Raw genomic sequence first — 17,862 nt, 5'->3', positions numbered from 1 at the left:
CACAAGTGCAGCCTGGCCTTCAAGGATTTGCCATGTTGATGTCTGCTAACAAGCCCCTGGTTGCGCTCGAGAACGCCACCGAATTCCACGCCCGCCACATCGGCCCCGATGCCGCCGACGAGGCCGGCATGCTGTCGGTCATCGGCGCCGCCTCGCGCCGTGCGCTGATCGATGCGGTGGTGCCCGCCAACATCAAGCGCGGGCAGGCGATGGCCTTGCCGGCGGTCGCCACCGAAGCTCAGGCGCTGGCCGAGCTGAAGGCTCTGGCTCAGCAGAACAAGGTCTTGAAGAGCTATATCGGCCAGGGCTATTACGACACCCTGACCCCGGGCGTCATCCTGCGCAACATCCTTGAAAACCCCGCTTGGTACACCGCTTACACGCCTTACCAGGCCGAAATTTCGCAAGGCCGCATGGAGGCCCTGGTCAACTTCCAGACCATGGTCACCGACCTGACCGGCATGGCCATCGCCAATGCCTCGATGCTGGACGAAGCGACCGCCGCCGCCGAGGCGATGACGTTGGCGCTGCGCATGGGCAAGAGCAAGTCGCAGGTCTTCTTTGTCGCCGATGACGTGCTGCCGCAGACGCTCGAAGTCGTACAGACCCGCGCCAAGCCGCTGGGCTTGACGGTGCAAGTGGGCGCTGCCGCGGACGCGGGCAAGAGCGAGTGCTTTGCCGCGCTGCTGCAATACCCTGGCGTCAACGGCGATGTGCGCAGCCTGCAGGCCGCCGCCGACGCGGTCCACGGCCAAGGTGCATTGCTGATTGCCGCCGCCGATTTGCTGGCGCTGACGCTGATCAAGTCACCCGCCGAGATGGGCGCCGACATCGCCGTGGGCAATACCCAGCGCTTCGGCATGCCGATGGGCAACGGTGGTCCACACGCCGCTTACATGGCCTGCAAGGACGAGTACAAGCGCAGCCTGCCCGGCCGCTTGGTGGGCGTCAGCATCGATGTGCATGGCGCGCCGGCCTACCGCCTGGCACTGCAGACGCGCGAGCAACATATCCGCCGCGAGAAAGCCACTTCGAACATCTGTACTGCGCAGGTGCTGCCGGCCGTCGTCGCCAGCATGTACGCCGTCTATCACGGCCCGGCCGGCCTGAAGCGCATCGCCCAGCGCGTCGCCAGCTACACGGCGGTGCTGGCGCAAAGCCTGCAAGGCTTGGGCTGGACGGTCGTCAACGCGAGCGCCTTTGATACGCTGACCATCAACACCGGCGGCAAGACCGATGGCATCCTCGCCGCAGCGGTCGCCGCCGGCATGAATCTGCGCCGCGCCGCGCTCGATTGCGTCAGCATCTCGCTGGACGAAACCACCACACGCGCCGATCTGCAGGCTCTGCTGGCGGTGTTCTCGGGCGGCAAGGCGGTGGCAGACTTTGGCGGATTCGAGAAGGGTGTGGCCAGCTTGATCCCGGCCGACTTGCTGCGCAGCAGCGCCTACCTGACTCATCCGGTCTTCAACCGCTACCACTCCGAAACCGAAATGCTGCGTTACCTGCGCGGCTTGTCGGACAAGGACCTGGCGCTGGACCGCTCGATGATCCCGCTCGGCTCCTGCACGATGAAGCTGAACGCCACCAGCGAGATGATCCCGATCACCTGGCCCGAGTTCGCCAATATTCACCCATTTGCGCCACACGATCAACTGAAGGGTTATGCGCTGCTGAACGAGCAGCTGACCGCCTGGCTCTGCCAAGCGACCGGCTATGCCGGTATTTCCTTACAGCCGAACGCCGGCTCGCAGGGTGAGTACGCCGGTCTGCTGGCGATCAAGGCCTTCCACGAGGCTCGCAATGAGGGTCATCGCAAGATCTGCCTGATTCCCGAATCGGCCCATGGCACCAACCCGGCCTCGGCCCAGATGGTCGGCATGACCGTCGTCGTCACCAAATGCGACAAGGAAGGCAATATTGATCTGGTCGACCTGAAGGCCAAGTGCGAGTTGCACAGCCAATCGCTGGCCGCCATCATGATCACCTACCCCTCTACCTACGGCGTGTTCGACACCCATGTGAAGGACATCTGCGCGCTGGTGAAGAGCCATGGTGGACGCGTGTATGTAGACGGCGCGAACATGAACGCCTTGGTCGGTGTGGCAGCACCGGGCGAGTTTGGCGGCGATGTCTCGCACCTGAACCTGCACAAGACCTTCTGCATCCCGCATGGCGGTGGCGGCCCGGGCGTTGGCCCGGTTTGCGTGGTGGCCGATCTGGTGCCTTATCTGCCGACACACCGTTCCGGCGGTTATGTCAGCGAAACAGCCATCGGCGCGGTCTCGGCCGCCCCGCTGGGCAATGCGGCGGTCTTGCCGATCAGCTGGATGTACTGCCGGATGATGGGCGCCGACGGCCTGCAAGCCGCAACCGAGGTCGCGATCCTGTCGGCCAACTATGTGGCGGCTCGCTTGGCGGATGCCTTCGACATTCACTTCAGCAGCAATGTTGCCAGCCTCAAGGGCGGCGGGGTTGCGCATGAGTGCATCCTGGACATTCGCCCCTTGAAAGATGCGACGGGTGTGGGCGCGGAAGATGTGGCCAAGCGCTTGATCGACTACGGCTTCCACGCGCCGACGCTGTCCTTCCCCGTCGCCGGCACCTTGATGGTGGAGCCGACCGAGAGCGAGTCCAAGTTCGAGCTCGACCGTTTCTGCGATGCGATGCTCGCCATTCGCGCCGAGATTGCCAAGGTGGCCGACGGCACATGGACCCGCGAAGACAACCCGCTGGTCAACGCGCCGCACACGGCAGAGGCTTTGCTGAAGGCCGAGTGGACGCATGGCTATAGCCGCGAAGAAGCCGCTTACCCGGTTGCCACCTTGCGTCGCCAGAAATACTGGGTGCCGGTCGGCCGAGTCGACAACGTCTGGGGTGACCGCAACTTGTCTTGCTCCTGCCCTCCCATGAGCGACTACGAGGCTTGATCAGCCCCTAGCCACTCGAACCGACAGCGCGCATTGATTGCCGCGCCGTCGGTTTTTTTTCGCACGCATTCTCTTGATGGAGGCCCGCTATGGCCGTCTCAGTTTTCGACTTGTTCAAGATCGGCATCGGGCCCTCCAGCTCGCACACCGTCGGCCCGATGCGGGCCGCACGGCTGTTCTCGCTGCGGCTTCGCCATGAGGGTTTGCTGGAACAGACCACCCGCGTGGTCTCGCAGATGTATGGCTCCTTGGGCGCCACCGGCAAGGGCCACGGCACCGACAAGGCGGTCTTGTTGGGGCTGGCCGGCCATGAACCCGACAGTGTCGATGTCGAGCAGGTAGAGATTTATCTGGACGGTATCCGCAATGGCAGCCTGAGCTTGCTCGGAGAACACCCGATCGCCTTCAATGAGGCCAAGGACCTGGTGTTCTTCCGCCGCCAGAGCCTGCCTTTTCATGCCAATGGCATGCGCTTCGTTGCCTACGATGTGAATGAGGTGGAGATTCAAGAGCGCACCTACTACTCGGTCGGTGGCGGTTTCATCGTCAGCGATGAAGTGGCGGCCGACGGCAGCAAGCAAAAAGTCATTGCACCCGACTCTCAAGTGCTGCCCTACCCTTTCCACAGCGGCGATGATTTGCTCGCGATCTGCAAAGAACAAGGCATCAGCATTGCCGAAATCATGCGCCGCAATGAGCGCCATTGGCGCACGGATGATGAGACCCGCAGCGGCCTGCTGAAGATCTGGCAGACGATGCAGGATTGCGTGGTGCGCGGCTGCAAGACCGAGGGCATCCTGCCCGGCGGCTTCAAGGTCAAGCGGCGTGCCGCACAGCTGCACCGTGACCTGACGGCCAACCCGGAGGCGGCCTTGCGTGACCCCTTGCAGGTGATGGACTGGGTCAATCTGTACGCGCTGGCCGTCAATGAGGAAAACGCCGCCGGCGGCCGCGTCGTGACGGCGCCGACCAATGGCGCGGCCGGCATCGTGCCCGCCGTGCTGCATTACTACACGCGCTTCTATCACGGCGCCAATGAGGACGGCGTGATCGACTTCCTGCTAACGGCCGCCGCCATCGGCATCTTGTACAAGGAAAACGCGTCGATCTCGGGCGCCGAGGTCGGCTGCCAGGGTGAGGTCGGCGTGGCTTGTTCGATGGCGGCCGGCGCACTCTGCCAGGTGATGGGCGGTACGCCGGAACAGGTCGAGAACGCGGCCGAGATCGGCATGGAGCATCATCTGGGCTTGACCTGCGATCCGGTCGGCGGCCTGGTGCAGATCCCCTGCATCGAACGCAATGCGATCGCGTCGGTGAAAGCGATCAACGCCGCCCGGATGGCCTTGCGCGGCGACGGCACGCACTTCGTCAGTCTGGACAAGGTCATCAAAACCATGCGCGACACCGGCGCCGACATGATGACCAAGTACAAGGAAACCGCGCGCGGCGGCTTGGCGGTGAATATCGTTGAGTGCTGAAAATCGATTGGGAGCGGGCCGGCCTGACCCTCAAGGCATGATGCCCATCGGCGGGTTGTCCTTGGGGAGCCAGCGGCGATAGATCTTGAGGAAGCTGCCGTCCCGCTTCATCTCGCGCAGGCGCTCGGCCCAGGCCTTGACCGTGGCATCGGGCGTATCGAGCGAAAAAGCGATATAGCCATCGGAACTCGCATAGCTATAGACAATTTCGAGCGAGTTGGGGGAGATGCCGGCCTTGGCCAGAATGTCGGGCATCGACAGTCGCTCGGTTGCGAAGAAAGGAACCCGCTTGGCCAGCAGCATCTTGATCGCGGTGACGGGGTCGGTGACGCTGACCAGGTTTTGAAAACCCAAGGTTTTTAACTCCTCGGCGGTGAACCAGTCGCGCACTACCAGCACCGCCGACGCGCGTTTGGCGTCATCCATGCTGTGCAGACGCATGCCGTCTTTGGCTGGCGCATAGATCGAGCTATAGAAGGTCACGATCGGGCCCACCCACTTGAACTGCTTTTCACGCTCGGGCGTGCGGGCCATCCCAAACAACGCGGTTTCACCCGGCCCCTTGGCCTCGCGAAATGCCCTGGCCCAGGGCATGAATTCAATCGCCGTCGCCGAGCCTTCGCGGCGCTGGATCTCCTGCACGATTTCGACGGCCAAGCCACGCGGCATGCCTTGTTCGGTGAAGTTGATCGGCGGGAACTCCTCGCTCAACAAACGCAAGTCGGCATGACTGGTCGAAATCAGGCCGCAAGCCAGCGCAATAGCAAACAGGGCTTGCTTTGCGAGGCTATGGAAGTGGTGGGGCTTGTCCATCAAGCCTCGAGAATAGCAGCGCGGCGAGGCGCTTGCACTTCGCCGGCAGGGACAAGGCCACTTCGTGTCCGCGCGTGAGCGCTAAGCGCAAGCAAGTAGCGGTCTGTAACAAAAAAGGCGACCCTTGGGCCGCCTTTTTTTGTGAGCACCGACCTCGACGGTCAGCGCACAGTCTCGCGCAACTTAGACCTTGCGGCGACGCGACATAGCGCCAACACCAGCCAAGGCCAAGCCGACCAGCAGCAGCGAGCTTGGCTCGGGGACCGTAGTCTGGCTTGCTTGTTCAGCACCCAGGATGTCGAAAGCCCAGGCATTGCTGCGATTGCGAGCTTGTGTAGCGCAGAAACTACCATTCGAACAACCGAAATCCGCACCGGTAAAATTACCCTGACCTGCTCTTGTGAACCCAGCGGACAAGTTGCCTCCGACCGCGAAGTTGGCGTATTCCATGATCGCCACGGTGTAGTCGCCGGCAGCCAAGGTGGCGCTGAAGCAAACGTCATAGCGACTGCCGCTATCTCTCCCGATGGCTACGCCGCCGCAGGAGTCTGAACCGGTATCATCGTTCTGATCGATATAAGCGCCTGTGCTTGCATTGAACAGCGCCAAGATAGGGTCGAAACCACCGGCGCTGACGACATTGCCATTGGACTGCGTACCGCCGGCCCATGAGTATGACAACAACGAGACCAAGGACGTGCCATTGGTCGAGAAATTGAAAAGCTGAACGTTGTCGTCTTTGCTGAAGGTTCCGGCATAAGAGAAGTTGGTCGGCGAAGCTTGTACCGCACCCATGGCGGCCAAGCCGCAAAGCAGCAAGGCTGCAGAAATTTTCTTCATCGCGTTCAAAGTAATGACTCTCTATCTAGAAACACTGATGGGGCGAGATTTTGTGCCCCCCCTGGGATACCAAACTCGGCCTGAACGCCCGAGCCAGTGCAGTCTATAGAGCGGAACGGCCCATGCCGTTAGTTATCCCCTGGATGGGTGGTCAGCATTCGGAGGGGTATCACGCAAGGACGGCAAGCGCTCTACTCCCTAGCAGACGCTCACCGCGCTTCAATCATCCCCGCCCGGTGCCAATACCAAACCCGCCATGGAGGTTTCACTGGCTGGCTTCGCTTTGGGCTTGCGCTCCCGCACCAGATAGGAATACAGCACCGGCACCACGATCAGCGTCAGCAGCGTCGAGGTGATCACGCCGCCGATGATGGCGCGGCCCATCGGCGCTTGGATCTCGCCACCCTGGTTGAAGGCCAAGGCCATCGGCAACATACCGAACACCATCGCCGCCGTCGTCATGATGATGGGCCGCATACGCACCAGGCCGGCCTGCAGCAGGGCCTCGGGGATGGTCGCCCCGCCCTTGCGGGCATGGTTGGCAAAGTCGATCAGCAAAATCGCGTTCTTGCTGACCAAGCCCATCAACATCACCAGGCCAATCATCGAGAACACATTCAGCGTCGAGCCGGTCAGCAGCAGGGCCAGCATCACGCCGATCAAGGCCAGGGGCAGCGAGGCCATGATGGCGATCGGTTGCACAAAGCTGCCGAACTGGCTGGCCAGCACGATGTAGATGAAGATAACGGCCAAACCCATCGCCGCCAGCAAGCCCTTGAAGGCCTCGGCTTGCTGCTTGCCGGCACCGTCGACATTAAAGGTCACGCCGGGCGGCAAATGCATGGACTTGATCATCTTCTGCACATCGGCGTTGACGTCGCCGGACGGCCGCCCTTCGGTGCCGGCAAAGACGGCCTCGCGGCGCTGCAGGTTCTGGCGGCGGATCACCTCGGGGTTGAAGACCGACTCGATCGTGGCGACCTGATCCAGCGAGATCGGTGAGCCGTCCTTGGCGAATGCGACCGGCAGCTTGAGCATCTGATCAACCCGCTGACGCTGCTCGACCGGCAGACGCAAGAGCACCTCGACCTGATTGCCGTCCGGCGTGGTCCAGTAGGTGGCGACATCGCCATTGACATAGGCGCGCAGCGAGGCGGCGAGTTGCGGCGCGGTCAGGCCCAGTTCGCGCACGGCCGACTCCTTCAGCTTGACCGCATAGGCCGGCAGGCCTTGCTTGACGGTGGTTTCGACATCGACAGCGCCGGGCACCTTCTTGATCTTGGCGACCAAATCATTGGCGACTTGCGTCAAGACGGTCGGATCGTTGCCCAGGAGGGTGATCCAGATTGAGCGGTCGCCGCCAACGCTGGCGTCGACGCCGGGCAGCTTGGCGATGTCGGCACGGAAGGCGTCTTCCAACTGTTTCTGACTGCGCTTGCGCTCCTTCTTGTCGACCAAAGCGATGCTCAAGGTGGCCTGATTGCGCCCCGTACTCATGCCCTCGCCGGTGCCACCGACGCTGGTCGAGATGGTCTTGATCTCCTTGTACTTGGACAGGATTTCCTCGATCTGTGCGACCTTGATATTGCTGCGCTCCAAGCTGGAGGCGGTCGGCATGCGCAGATTGACTTGGATGAAACTGTCATCGGTCTTGGGTGCGAACTCGCTGCCGACCAAGGGGGTCAGCCCCAGGGCCAGCACAAAACTGGCCCCGCCAATCGCCATCACCAAGCCGCGCGGCGTGATGGTTGCCAGACGCAGGCAGCGCGGCTGGCTGCGGTCACGCACCCCGTTGGCATCAAACGGGCGCCCCCAGACCGGGATAGGCAGCGCAAACATCCGGTAGCGTCGGCCCGAAAAAGCCCAGCGTATCGCGCGCTCATAGGCGATGTGCAGGAAGTCCATGCCACGGTCGGTGGCCCGAATCAAATGCCCGATCACCGGCACGCGTTTCAGGTAATGGCTCGGGGGGTCTTTCCAGATCGAGCTGAGCATAGGGTCGAGCGTAAAGCTAACGAACAAACTCACCAGCACAGCGACCGCGACGGTGATGCCGAAAGGATAGAAGAACTTGCCGATGATGCCGCCCATGAAGGCGATTGGTACGAACACCGCGCAGATGGCGAAGGTCGTGGCCATCACCGCCAGGCCGATCTCGTTGGTGCCGTCAAAGGCGGCGGTGCGGTGGTCCTTGCCCATGCCGACATGGCGCACGATGTTTTCTCGCACGACGATCGCATCATCGATCAGCAGGCCAATGCACAGACTCAAGGCCATCATGGTCATGAAGTTCAGCGTAAAGCCAAGCGCGTGCACGGCGATGAAGCTGGAGATCACGGCGATCGGCAACGTCAGACCGGTGATGATGGTCGAGCGCCAGCTGTGCAGGAACAAGAACACGATCGCCACGGTCAGCAAAGCGCCTTCGACCAAGGTGTGCTTGAGGCCTTCCAGCGAATTCTTGACGTTGTCGCTGGACGCATAGATCAGGTTCAGCTCGACGTCTTTGGGCAGGTTCTTGCGCAGTTCCTCCATCGCCTCCTTGACCCCTTCGCCGGTGGTCACGATATTGGAGTCTTGCTGTTTGAAGACGTTGAAGGTCACCGCTTGCGAGCCGTTGATGCGCGCCAGGCTGTCGGGCTCTCGCTCACGCTCGACCAAGGTGCCCAGGTCACCCAGCGTCAGCACCAGATTGCCGCGCCTGGCCACCACGATATTGGCAAACTGCTTGGGGTCCTTGACCCGGCCTTCGACGCGCAGGATCGCGTCGGCCGTCTTGTCCGAGATCAGACCCACCGGCTGGTCGGTATTGGCCTCGCGCAGCGCCGTCGAAATCTCCGCCGGCGTCACGCCATAGGCGCGCAGACGCAGCGGGTCCAGATCGATGCGCACCTCGCGCTGCACCATGCCGCTGACATCGACCCGCGCCACACCGTCAACCCGGCCCAGGCGCTTGGCAATGACCAGCTCACTCATCATCGACAGCTCACGCGCCGGCCGCGTCTTGCTCATCAAGGCGGCCAGCACTATGGGCTGGTTGTCCTCGATCTGCGCGCGTGCCACCGTCGGCGTCTTGACGTCTTTGGGGAAGGCGGCTTGGGCGGCGGCCACACGGTCGCGCACCTCCTGCATCGCGCGGCCCATATCGGTATTCAGGCCGAACTCGACCTGCGCCTGCACACGCCCCTCAAAGCTGCGCGACATCACCTTCTCAACGCCGGCGATCGTGTTCAGCGCTTCTTCCAGTGGCTTGGCCACCTCGCGCTCGACCGCCTCGGGGGAGGCGCCCGGATAGCGCACATCGACCGAGGCGACCGGGATAGAGATATCGGGCATGTTCTCCACGCCCAGCTTGCTGTACGAAAAAATACCCAACACGCACAGCGCCACCATCACCATGGTCGCGAAGACCGGGTTCTGGATCGAAACTTTGGTCATCCACATGGTCTGATCCTCAGTTCGAGACGGTTGCGGCCGTTGAGACAGATTTTTCGGCTTCGGCCACCTTGGTCTTGCTGACGACCACCGAGGCCTTGGCCCCCTCGCGCAGATTGTCAAAGCGCGCCGCCAGCACCTGCGCGTTGGGGGTCAGGCCTTGCAACACTTCGACCCGGCCTTCGCGCGCATCGCTGCGGCCCGTGGTGACGATGCGGCGCAGCAAGGCGCCGTTTTCGATCAGCCAGACACCGTCTTGGCCGGCATTGCTGGTGACGGCCGCTTGAGGCACGGTCAAACGCTGCACCTCGTCGGGTAGCTCGACCTTGGCGACCGCATATTGGCCGGCGCGGAATTCTTCCTTGGGGTTGGCCAATTCCAGCGTCACACCGATCGAGCGGGTGCCGGGTTCGGCCGCCGGTGCGATGCGGCTGATGCGCGCTTCGACGGGCTTGTCCGAACCCTCCACCCGAATCTGTACCGGCATGCCGGGCTTCAAACGGCTCACCTCATGGGTGCCGACCAAGCCGGCCAGCTCCAGCCGACTCAAATCCACAATGCTCAAAATTTGCTGCTCGGGCGACAGCTTTTCGCCCGGCAAGGCATGGCGCTTGGACACCACGCCGCTGATCGGTGCCACCAGGGCGGCCTGGCGCAGCGTCACCTGCATGGTGTCGAGCTGTGCCTTGGCCGTGGCGACCTGCGCGCGCGCCGTCTCCAGGCTGGCACGCGAGGTGTCGAGCGCGGTCGTGGCGATGAATTTTTGTTCGGCCAGACCTTGGTTGGCTTTGAACTGGCGCTCGGCTTGGTCCAGCTGCGCGCGCGCGGATTCGACGCTGGCGCTGCGCTCGGCGACGCGGTAACGCAACTCCTCCAGATCAAGCTGACCCAAGGCTTGGCCGGCCTTGACGCGGCTGCCCTCGCCCACGCTCAAACTCAACAGCGTGCCGGTAGATTTGGCGCGCACGATCGCCATGCCCGGCGCCACCAAAGGGCCGGAGAATTGAATCTGCTCCGGCATGCTGGCCAGGCTTGGTTTGATGACCTCGCTGGGTACGAACTCCAGCGCCACGGCCACCTTGTCATCGCCGGCCTTGCGCGCCTCGGCTGGCTTGCCCGGCTGCCCGTTCGTCTTGCCGGCAAATACCGCCACCCCCGCGCCACCCAGCAGTACCAAGGTGGTGATCGAACCTATCAGCCATTTTGCGCGCATGGAGTCTCCCAATTCATCTGATGCCAAAGTGGCCGCAGTGTAGGGACGGGGCTTGCCCGGCGCGAGGGCTGTAATGACGAGTTGCAGAAAACGGGGCACGACCTGCACAAGGGCGGGGTCGGATGAGGCCGCTCAGTCGCCGCTGCGGTCCAAGACCAGGCTGCGCCAGCAGCAAAACGCGCTCGCCAAGGCCGCCAGCGCCGCCACCCCAAACACCGCCGCATAGCCGGTATAGGACACCAGCCAAGCGCCGGCCAGGCTGCCCAATACGCCCGAGCAGCCATAGCCCAGGACCGTGTACAAGGCCTGGCCACGGCCACGCAACTGGCCGGGGAAATAACGCGTCACCAGGGCGATGCAGGCGGTGTGCTGGGCCGCGAACGTGATCGCGTGCAGGCCTTGGGCCAGAAACAAAACGAGCAGGCTGTTGGCAAACGCGCCGGTCAGGCCAAAGCGCAAGGCCGTCAACAGCGCCGCCGCGATCAACCAGTGATGCAGGCTGCCGCGCTCCATTACCCGGCCTTGAAAAGCGAACCAGGCAATTTCGACCACCACGGAGGCCGCCCACAACAGCCCGACGATCTGTTTGCCGTAGCCGAGCGAGTCCAGATAGAGGCTGAAAAAGGTGTAGAGCGCCGTATGCGCCAGGACGGTCAGGAACACGCCGGCAAAGAACCAGCGCACCTCGGGGCGGCGCATCACCTCGGCGATGGGCGGGCTGGGCACATGCGCCGAATGAGCCTGCTCGGCCTGTTCAGGCAAACGCCAGGCCATCACGACCACCAAGAACAGCAAGGCCAAGGTCGTGAACGCAAAAGCCTGCATTCCGAAATGTTCGAACCACCAGCCGGCCAGCAAAACGGTGGCCAAGAAACCGACCGACCCCCAAACCCGCACCTGCCCATAACGACGAGCATCCATGCCGCCCGCGGCCGTCATCAGTTGTGCGGCGACGACCGTTTCCATCAGCGGCACGATCGCCGCATTGAAGGTGAACATCAAAAAGGTGGCGGCCGCCAGCGTCGTCACCGAGGCCCAAGGCGGTGGCACGAGGAAGCCCAGTGCCGAGACAAAGCTGGTCGCGGCAGCCCAACGAATGATCCGGGTCCGTTGGCCGCGCCGGTCGGCCAGAGCGCCCCAGGCATAGGGCGCAAAGAGGCGTGTCCAACTGGCCAGCGAGACCAGCAAGCCGATCACTACGACAGACAGGCCCAGTTCCTTGTACCAAAGCGGCGCATAAGGATTGAAGCCCCCGATCGCCGCGAAGTAGGCGCAAGACAGCGCACTGCAGGCCGTCAGCGTGCGCTTGGACGCGGCGGTATCAGACATCAAACTCCTGGCGCAGCAGCCGCTATCGCTTCAATCGGCAACACCACATCGCCACATTGCGCGCGGTGGCGCAGCGCATGATCCATCAAGACCAAGGCCAGCATCGCTTCGGCAATCGGCGTCGCGCGGATGCCGACACAAGGGTCGTGACGGCCAAAGGTTTCGACGCTGGACACCTCACCGGCCCGGTTGATTGACGCTTTGGGGGTGCGGATCGAACTGGTTGGCTTGATCGCGATGCTGGCAACGATGTCCTGGCCGGTCGAGATGCCGCCCAGCATGCCGCCGGAATTGTTCGAGGCAAAACCCAGCGGTGTCAGCTCATCGCCATGCTCGCTGCCGCGTTGGGCGACGACGCCAAAGCCGGCGCCGATCTCGACGCCCTTGACCGCATTGATGCCCATCAGCGCGTAGGCGATGTCGGCGTCGAGCTTGTCAAACAGAGGCTCGCCCAAGCCGACGGGCACGCCGGTGGCTTCAACCCGGATGCGCGCGCCGACCGAGTCGCCGGACTTGCGCAGCGCGTCCATATAGGCCTCGAGCTCTTCGATCTTGCTGGTATTGGCGGCAAAAAATGGGTTGTTGGCGACATGCTGCCAGCCCTCGAACGGGATCTCCAGCTCACCCAGTTGCGTCATGCAGCCCCGAAATTCGCAGCCATATTTTTCTTTCAACCATTTGCGCGCCACCGCACCGGCACCGACCATGGGCGCCGTTAGGCGGGCCGAACTGCGGCCGCCGCCGCGCGGGTCGCGCAGGCCGTATTTGCGCCAATAGCTGTAGTCGGCGTGGCCGGGGCGGAAGGTGTCGAGGATATTGCCGTAGTCCTTGCTGCGCTGATCCTGGTTCTTGATCAGCAGGCAGATCGGCGTGCCGGTGGTCAGTCCTTCATAGACGCCGGAGAGGATTTCGACCGTGTCGGGCTCATTGCGCTGGGTGACATGGCGCGAAGTGCCGGGCCGGCGGCGATCCAGTTCGGGCTGAATATCGGCCTCGCTCAGGGCCATGCCGGGTGGGCAGCCATCAATCACACAACCGATCGCGGGGCCATGGCTTTCGCCGAAATTGGTGACACGGAACAATTCGCCGAAAGTACTGCCTGACATGGGGAACCTGTTTAGCTTGGGGGCGCCTGGATTCTATCGGGCGATCCTGCGCACAAACAAAACGGGCGACCCGCAGGTCGCCCATCTGACTCCTCGGTGCAAGCTCAGAGCTTCGATTCGCCAGCGCTCTCGGGGTTATCTTCCAGCGGCCAGTCGCGGATATAGGCCTTCAGCATGCGGTTCTCGAAATCTTGACCATCGACCACCGCTTTGGCGACGTCGTAAAAGGAGATAACGCCCATCAAGGTCTTGCCGTTCAGCACCGGCATATAGCGTGCGTGGCGGCCCAGCATCATGCGTCGCACCTCGTCGATTTCGGTCTCCGGCGTGCAGGTCAGCGGGTGGTCGTCCATCACACCGCGCACATGCAGGGTGCCGACCGAGCCGCCATTCTTGACCACCGCAACGATGACCTCGCGGAAGGTCAGCATACCGACCAGATCGCCATGCTCCATCACGACCAAAGAGCCCATATCGCGCTCTGCCATGGTGGTGACGGCCTGCGACAAGGATTCATCCGGCGTCACGGTGAACAGCGTGCCACCCTTGACCCGCAAAATATCGACGACTTTCATACGCTGACTCCTGAATGAGCGGGCAAATGGCCTGGCCTTCACCCGAAATTTTTGACTGTTATAAACATAGCACACAATCCCGCCAACCAACACCTGGGAGACACCATGTCAGGCTACGCCGACCCCGCTTTTGATACCTTGGCGCTACACGCCGGGGCCGCCCCCGACCCGAGCACCGGCGCACGCGTCACGCCGCTGCATCTGAGCACCTCGTTTGTGTTCGAAAACGCCGAGCATGCGGCCTCGCTGTTCAATATGGAGCGGGCCGGCCATGTCTACTCGCGCCTGTCGAATCCGACCACCGCCGTGTTCGAGGAGCGCGTCGCGGCACTCGAGGGCGGCGTGGGTGCCATCGCCACCGCCAGCGGCCAAGCGGCCTTGCATCTGGCCATTGCGACCCTGGCTGGCGCCGGCTCGCACATCGTCTCGTCCGGCGCGCTTTACGGCGGCTCGCACAATCTGCTGCACTACACGCTGCGCCGCTTCGGCATTGAAACGAGTTTTGTGCGCCCCGGCGATATCGACGGCTGGCGTGCCGCTATCCGCCCCAACACCAAGCTGCTGTTCGGCGAGACGCTGGGCAACCCCGGCCTCGACGTCTTGGACATCCCGACCATCGCCTCGATTGCCCATGAGGCCGGATTGCCGTTCTTGGTCGACTCGACGCTGACGACGCCCTATCTGCTGCGCCCCTTCGAACATGGCGCCGATCTGGTCTATCACTCGGCGACCAAATTTTTGTCCGGCCACGGCACGGTGGTGGGCGGCGTGCTGGTGGACAGCGGGGCGTTTGATTGGCAGGCCGCGCACGACAAGCATGGCCAGTTTCCTGAGCTGTGCGAGCCCTATGCCGGCTTTCATGACATGGTGTTCGCCGAAGAAAGCACGGTCGGTGCATTTTTGCTGCGGGCGCGCCGCGAGGGCCTGCGCGACTTTGGTGCCTGCATGAGCCCGCACACCGCCTGGCTGATTCTGCAAGGCATAGAAACACTGTCACTGCGGATGCAGCGTCATGTGCAAAACGCGCAGAAGATTGCCGAGTTCTTGGCCGCTAACGACATGGTCGAGCGGGTCGGCTATCCGGGCCTGAGCAGCCACCCCAGCCATGCGCTGGCGCAACGCTTGCTGCCGCGTGGTTGCGGCTCGGTGTTCAGTTTTGATCTGAAGGGCACAAGAGCCCAGGGCCGCGCCTTCATCGAGGCGCTGCAGATTTTTTCGCATCTGGCCAATGTCGGCGATTGCCGCTCGCTGGTGATCCACCCGGCATCCACCACGCACAGCCGCATGGATGACGCCGCACTCGCCCTGGCAGGGATCGCGCCCGGCGCCATCCGGCTGTCGATCGGGCTGGAAGACGCCGATGATTTGATCGCGGACTTGAAGCGCGCGCTGAAGATTGCAGCCAAGGCCTAGGAGCACAGCCCATGAAACTTATCGTCAATGGCTTTGAAGCCTATGTCTATACCGGCGGCAAGCCGCTGGACCCTGCCCTGCCCGCGGTCGTCTTCATCCACGGCGCACTCAATGACCACAGCGTTTGGACGCTGCTGGCACGTTGGTTTGCCCACCATGGGCATGCGGTGTTAGCGGTCGATCTACCCGGCCATGGCCGCAGCAGTGGGCCGGCTCTGAGCAGCATCGCGGACCTGGCCGATTGGGTCTGGGCCTTGCTCGACGCTGCGGGTGTTGAGCAGCAAGCGGCGCTGGTCGGCCACAGCATGGGCTCGCTGATCGCCCTGGAAGCCGCGGCCCGCCAGCCCGCCCGCGCCAGCCATCTGGCGCTGCTGGCGACCGCTTATCCGATGAAGGTGTCCGAGGCGCTGCTGAATACGGCGCGCGAGCAGCCGCTGAAGGCGATTGCCATGGTCAATCAGTTCTCTTTTTCGAGTTGGGCCAGCAAGCCCTCCTTCCCAGGACCGGGGGCTTGGCTACAAGGCGGCGAGATCGCCTTGAAGCGGCGCATACAGGGGAGCCAAACCTTGCTCAATCTGTTCGAGCATGATTTCCGTTTATGCGATGCCTATGCGCATGGGCTGGAAGCGGCGGCCCAAGTCAAGTGCCCCAGCACCTTGATCCTGGGAGCGCGTGACCAGATGACGGCGCCCAAACAAAGCAAGTCGCTGGCCGAAGCGCTGAACGCCAAGACCATGCTGCTTCCGGCCGGCCATTCCTTGATGGGCGAAGTACCGGATGCCTTGTTGGCGGCACTGCGTTCGGCAATAGCGTCCTAATTGCGATAGGCCAGGCTCAGGCCGGCGTTGTGGTCCAGCGTCTGCTGCGTGATCGGGCTGGCGGCGGCAGGGCCAAGCAAGCGGCTCACGCCCACGCCGGCGAAGCCCATCCAATGCCTTGAGAATGCATAGGTGTAACCCAGCTTGAAATTGACGTCGCGCAGGCCGGCTGCGGGCTCGAAGCTTTGCCTCAACCGGGCTGCGCCGGGGCTCCCCGCCGGCACGCCGAAGTAACTTCGCATATAGCGGGAGTCTCCAGCACTCAGACCAATGCCGGCGAGCAGTTCCGAATTGGCGTTACGGTAAAGCACATGACTCAGATCGAGATTGGCGATCGCGCCGCCAGCGCGGCCCGCCAAATCAAGACTCAGCGCGCCCGACAGATGCCAGCCCGGCAGCAGCGCATAGCTCGAGTAGGCGCGTCCGCGCAAGGTGCGCCGCACTTCGGGCAAGCCGGCGGTCACGCCTTCATCGCTGCGGCCGCGCCCGCCGTCCAGGCGCAGACCCAGGCCCAGGCGCAAACGGTCGTTATCGAACAAGTCGCGGCTAGCACCCGCGCCGGGGCCTATGGCCTCTTGACCAAACCCCATCAAGGCGGCACCGCCCGAGCTCGAAAACCGCCATTTGCCCCAGCGCATTGCCCAGACCGGCTTCAAACCAAGCTTGTATTGTTTGGCGCCCCAGTATTCGGGGCCTTGTTGCAGCGTGGCTCCGAGCAAATAGCGAAAGTCCTGGTCGCGCAGCTCGGCATGCGGGGCACCGAGCTCGAACACCGTCAGCAAGGCCTTCACCGGTTGTTTGAGCAGCGCTTCGACCGGGTCTTGTGGCTGGTCCTGCGCCGCTGCATTTGAGCCGGCACAGAGCAACAAGGCCAGTATTGAGAACACTGGGTTGGGGCGCATGACCCAGCTTAGCCTCGCCAGGCCTTGTGATGCGCTCCGAATTGCGCTCGAATCAGGCAGTAATGCCCAAGATCGGCCGCAATTCTTTCAGCATATCGGTGGCCATCGCCCGCAGGTCGTAGTTGAGCCGCCAGCCCCAATCGCGTACGGCCTCGCTGTCATCGATACGCTGCGGCCAGCTCGCGGCAATCGCCTGGCGGAAGTCCGGCGCGTAAGCAATCTCGAAGCCCGGAATTTGCAAGGCGATCTCGGCCGCGATCTCGGCCGGCGTGAAGCTGACACCGGCGAGGTTATAGCTGCCGCGTTGCTTGATGCTTTCTGCCGGCGCTTCCATCAACTCGATGGTGGCGCGCAAGGCGTCGGGCATATACATCATCGGCAAGCCCTGATCCTTTTCGAGGAAGCAGCTGTATTGGCCGGTCTTCAGCGCCGAATGAAAAATCTCGATCGCGTAGTCGGTGGTGCCGCCGCCGGGCGGCGTCTTGAAGCTGATCAGGCCGGGGTAGCGCAGGCTGCGCACATCAACACCGTGATTCTTGTGATACCAGGCGCACCAGCGTTCGCCCGCCAGCTTGGAGATGCCGTAGACGGTGGTCGGGTCCATCACGCAAGTTTGCGGCGTGTCCAGCGTCGGGGTCGAGGGGCCAAAAGCAGCGATCGAGCTGGGCCAGAAGATGCGGTCTAGCTTTTGCGTGCGCGCCAGTTCCAGCACATTCAAAAGGCCCTTCATATTCAGGTCCCAGGCCCACATCGGATGCTTTTCGCCGGTCGCGGACAAAGCGGCGGCCAAGTGGTAGATCTGCGTGATACCGTGGCGCTTGACGACCGTGGCCAAGGCGGCCGCATCGGTCACGTCGAGCATTTCATGCGTCAGCTGGGGCACCCGGCCCTCGGGCGCCAGATCGCTGGTGATGATGTTGGCATTGCCATGGCGCAGCGCCAGCTCTTGGGCCAGCTCGGAGCCGATTTGGCCGTTGGCGCCGATGATCAGAATCTTGGTATTACTCATT

General features: G+C 62.9%; 13 protein-coding genes. 4 read left to right on the top strand and 9 right to left on the bottom strand.

All coding sequences use genetic code 11. The annotated features are described in order from the left end of the window. Positions 1-32: 32 nt before the first annotated feature. Together gcvP and LNV07_RS13120 are read left to right on the top strand one after the other, a co-directional pair. Positions 33-2,930 (top strand): aminomethyl-transferring glycine dehydrogenase, encoded by a 2,898-nt coding sequence (gcvP, locus tag LNV07_RS13125; RefSeq protein ID WP_263571604.1) that lies wholly within the window; start codon positions 33-35, stop codon positions 2,928-2,930. An 89-nt stretch (positions 2,931-3,019) separates the two neighbouring features. Next, positions 3,020-4,408 (top strand): L-serine ammonia-lyase, encoded by a 1,389-nt coding sequence (locus tag LNV07_RS13120; protein ID WP_263571603.1) that lies wholly within the window; start codon positions 3,020-3,022, stop codon positions 4,406-4,408. A 30-nt stretch (positions 4,409-4,438) separates the two neighbouring features. Here LNV07_RS13120 and LNV07_RS13115 read toward each other — a convergent pair whose 3' ends face one another. The 7 genes from LNV07_RS13115 to LNV07_RS13085 all read right to left on the bottom strand — a co-directional run bounded on the left by LNV07_RS13115 (position 4,439) and on the right by LNV07_RS13085 (position 13,719). Continuing rightward, entirely contained in the window at positions 4,439-5,221 is a 783-nt protein-coding gene (locus tag LNV07_RS13115) for a substrate-binding periplasmic protein (RefSeq protein WP_263571602.1), read from the bottom strand. Positions 5,222-5,404: 183 nt separating this feature from the next. Next, on the bottom strand, positions 5,405-6,061 hold the full coding sequence (locus tag LNV07_RS13110; protein ID WP_263571601.1) for a DVUA0089 family protein: 657 nt from the start codon (positions 6,059-6,061) through the stop codon (positions 5,405-5,407). Positions 6,062-6,280: 219 nt separating this feature from the next. Continuing rightward, a complete protein-coding gene (locus LNV07_RS13105; RefSeq protein WP_263571600.1) occupies positions 6,281-9,505 on the bottom strand; it encodes an efflux RND transporter permease subunit in 3,225 nt (1,074 codons plus the stop codon). A 10-nt stretch (positions 9,506-9,515) separates the two neighbouring features. After that, on the bottom strand, positions 9,516-10,709 hold the full coding sequence (locus LNV07_RS13100; RefSeq protein WP_263571599.1) for an efflux RND transporter periplasmic adaptor subunit: 1,194 nt from the start codon (positions 10,707-10,709) through the stop codon (positions 9,516-9,518). A 132-nt stretch (positions 10,710-10,841) separates the two neighbouring features. Next, positions 10,842-12,038 carry an MFS transporter gene (locus tag LNV07_RS13095; RefSeq protein WP_263571598.1) on the bottom strand — a complete coding sequence of 399 codons (1,197 nt, stop codon included), beginning with the start codon at positions 12,036-12,038 and terminating at the stop codon, positions 10,842-10,844. Next, positions 12,038-13,144: a chorismate synthase gene (gene aroC / locus LNV07_RS13090; RefSeq protein ID WP_263571597.1), complete on the bottom strand. Its 1,107-nt coding sequence runs from the start codon at positions 13,142-13,144 to the stop codon at positions 12,038-12,040. The genes LNV07_RS13095 and aroC overlap by 1 nt, the downstream gene beginning before the upstream one ends. A 104-nt stretch (positions 13,145-13,248) precedes the next feature. Continuing rightward, positions 13,249-13,719 (bottom strand): CBS domain-containing protein, encoded by a 471-nt coding sequence (locus LNV07_RS13085; protein WP_263571596.1) that lies wholly within the window; start codon positions 13,717-13,719, stop codon positions 13,249-13,251. 105 nt (positions 13,720-13,824) lie between these two features. Between LNV07_RS13085 and LNV07_RS13080 the strand changes: the two genes are divergently transcribed. Then, entirely contained in the window at positions 13,825-15,132 is a 1,308-nt protein-coding gene (locus LNV07_RS13080; protein ID WP_263571595.1) for an O-acetylhomoserine aminocarboxypropyltransferase, read from the top strand. Positions 15,133-15,143: 11 nt separating this feature from the next. After that, positions 15,144-15,950, top strand: coding sequence for an alpha/beta fold hydrolase (locus LNV07_RS13075; protein ID WP_263571594.1), 807 nt, complete (start codon positions 15,144-15,146; stop codon positions 15,948-15,950). On the opposite strand, the gene LNV07_RS13070 is transcribed toward LNV07_RS13075, so the two are convergent. Next, complete coding sequence (locus LNV07_RS13070; protein ID WP_263571593.1) at positions 15,947-16,852, bottom strand: MipA/OmpV family protein; 906 nt, start codon at positions 16,850-16,852, stop codon at positions 15,947-15,949. The two genes, LNV07_RS13075 and LNV07_RS13070, sit on opposite strands and share 4 nt — an antisense overlap. Before the next feature lie 52 nt (positions 16,853-16,904). Next, positions 16,905-17,861 carry an NAD-dependent epimerase/dehydratase family protein gene (locus LNV07_RS13065; RefSeq protein WP_263571592.1) on the bottom strand — a complete coding sequence of 319 codons (957 nt, stop codon included), beginning with the start codon at positions 17,859-17,861 and terminating at the stop codon, positions 16,905-16,907. Position 17,862: the final 1 nt, after the last annotated feature.

Source organism: Roseateles oligotrophus (genome assembly GCF_025717515.1).
Classification (GTDB): Bacteria; Pseudomonadota; Gammaproteobacteria; order Burkholderiales; family Burkholderiaceae_C; genus Paucibacter_A; species Paucibacter_A oligotrophus.
Note: the sequence above shows the minus strand (reverse complement) of the source record. Positions and strands in the feature narration are given on the sequence as shown.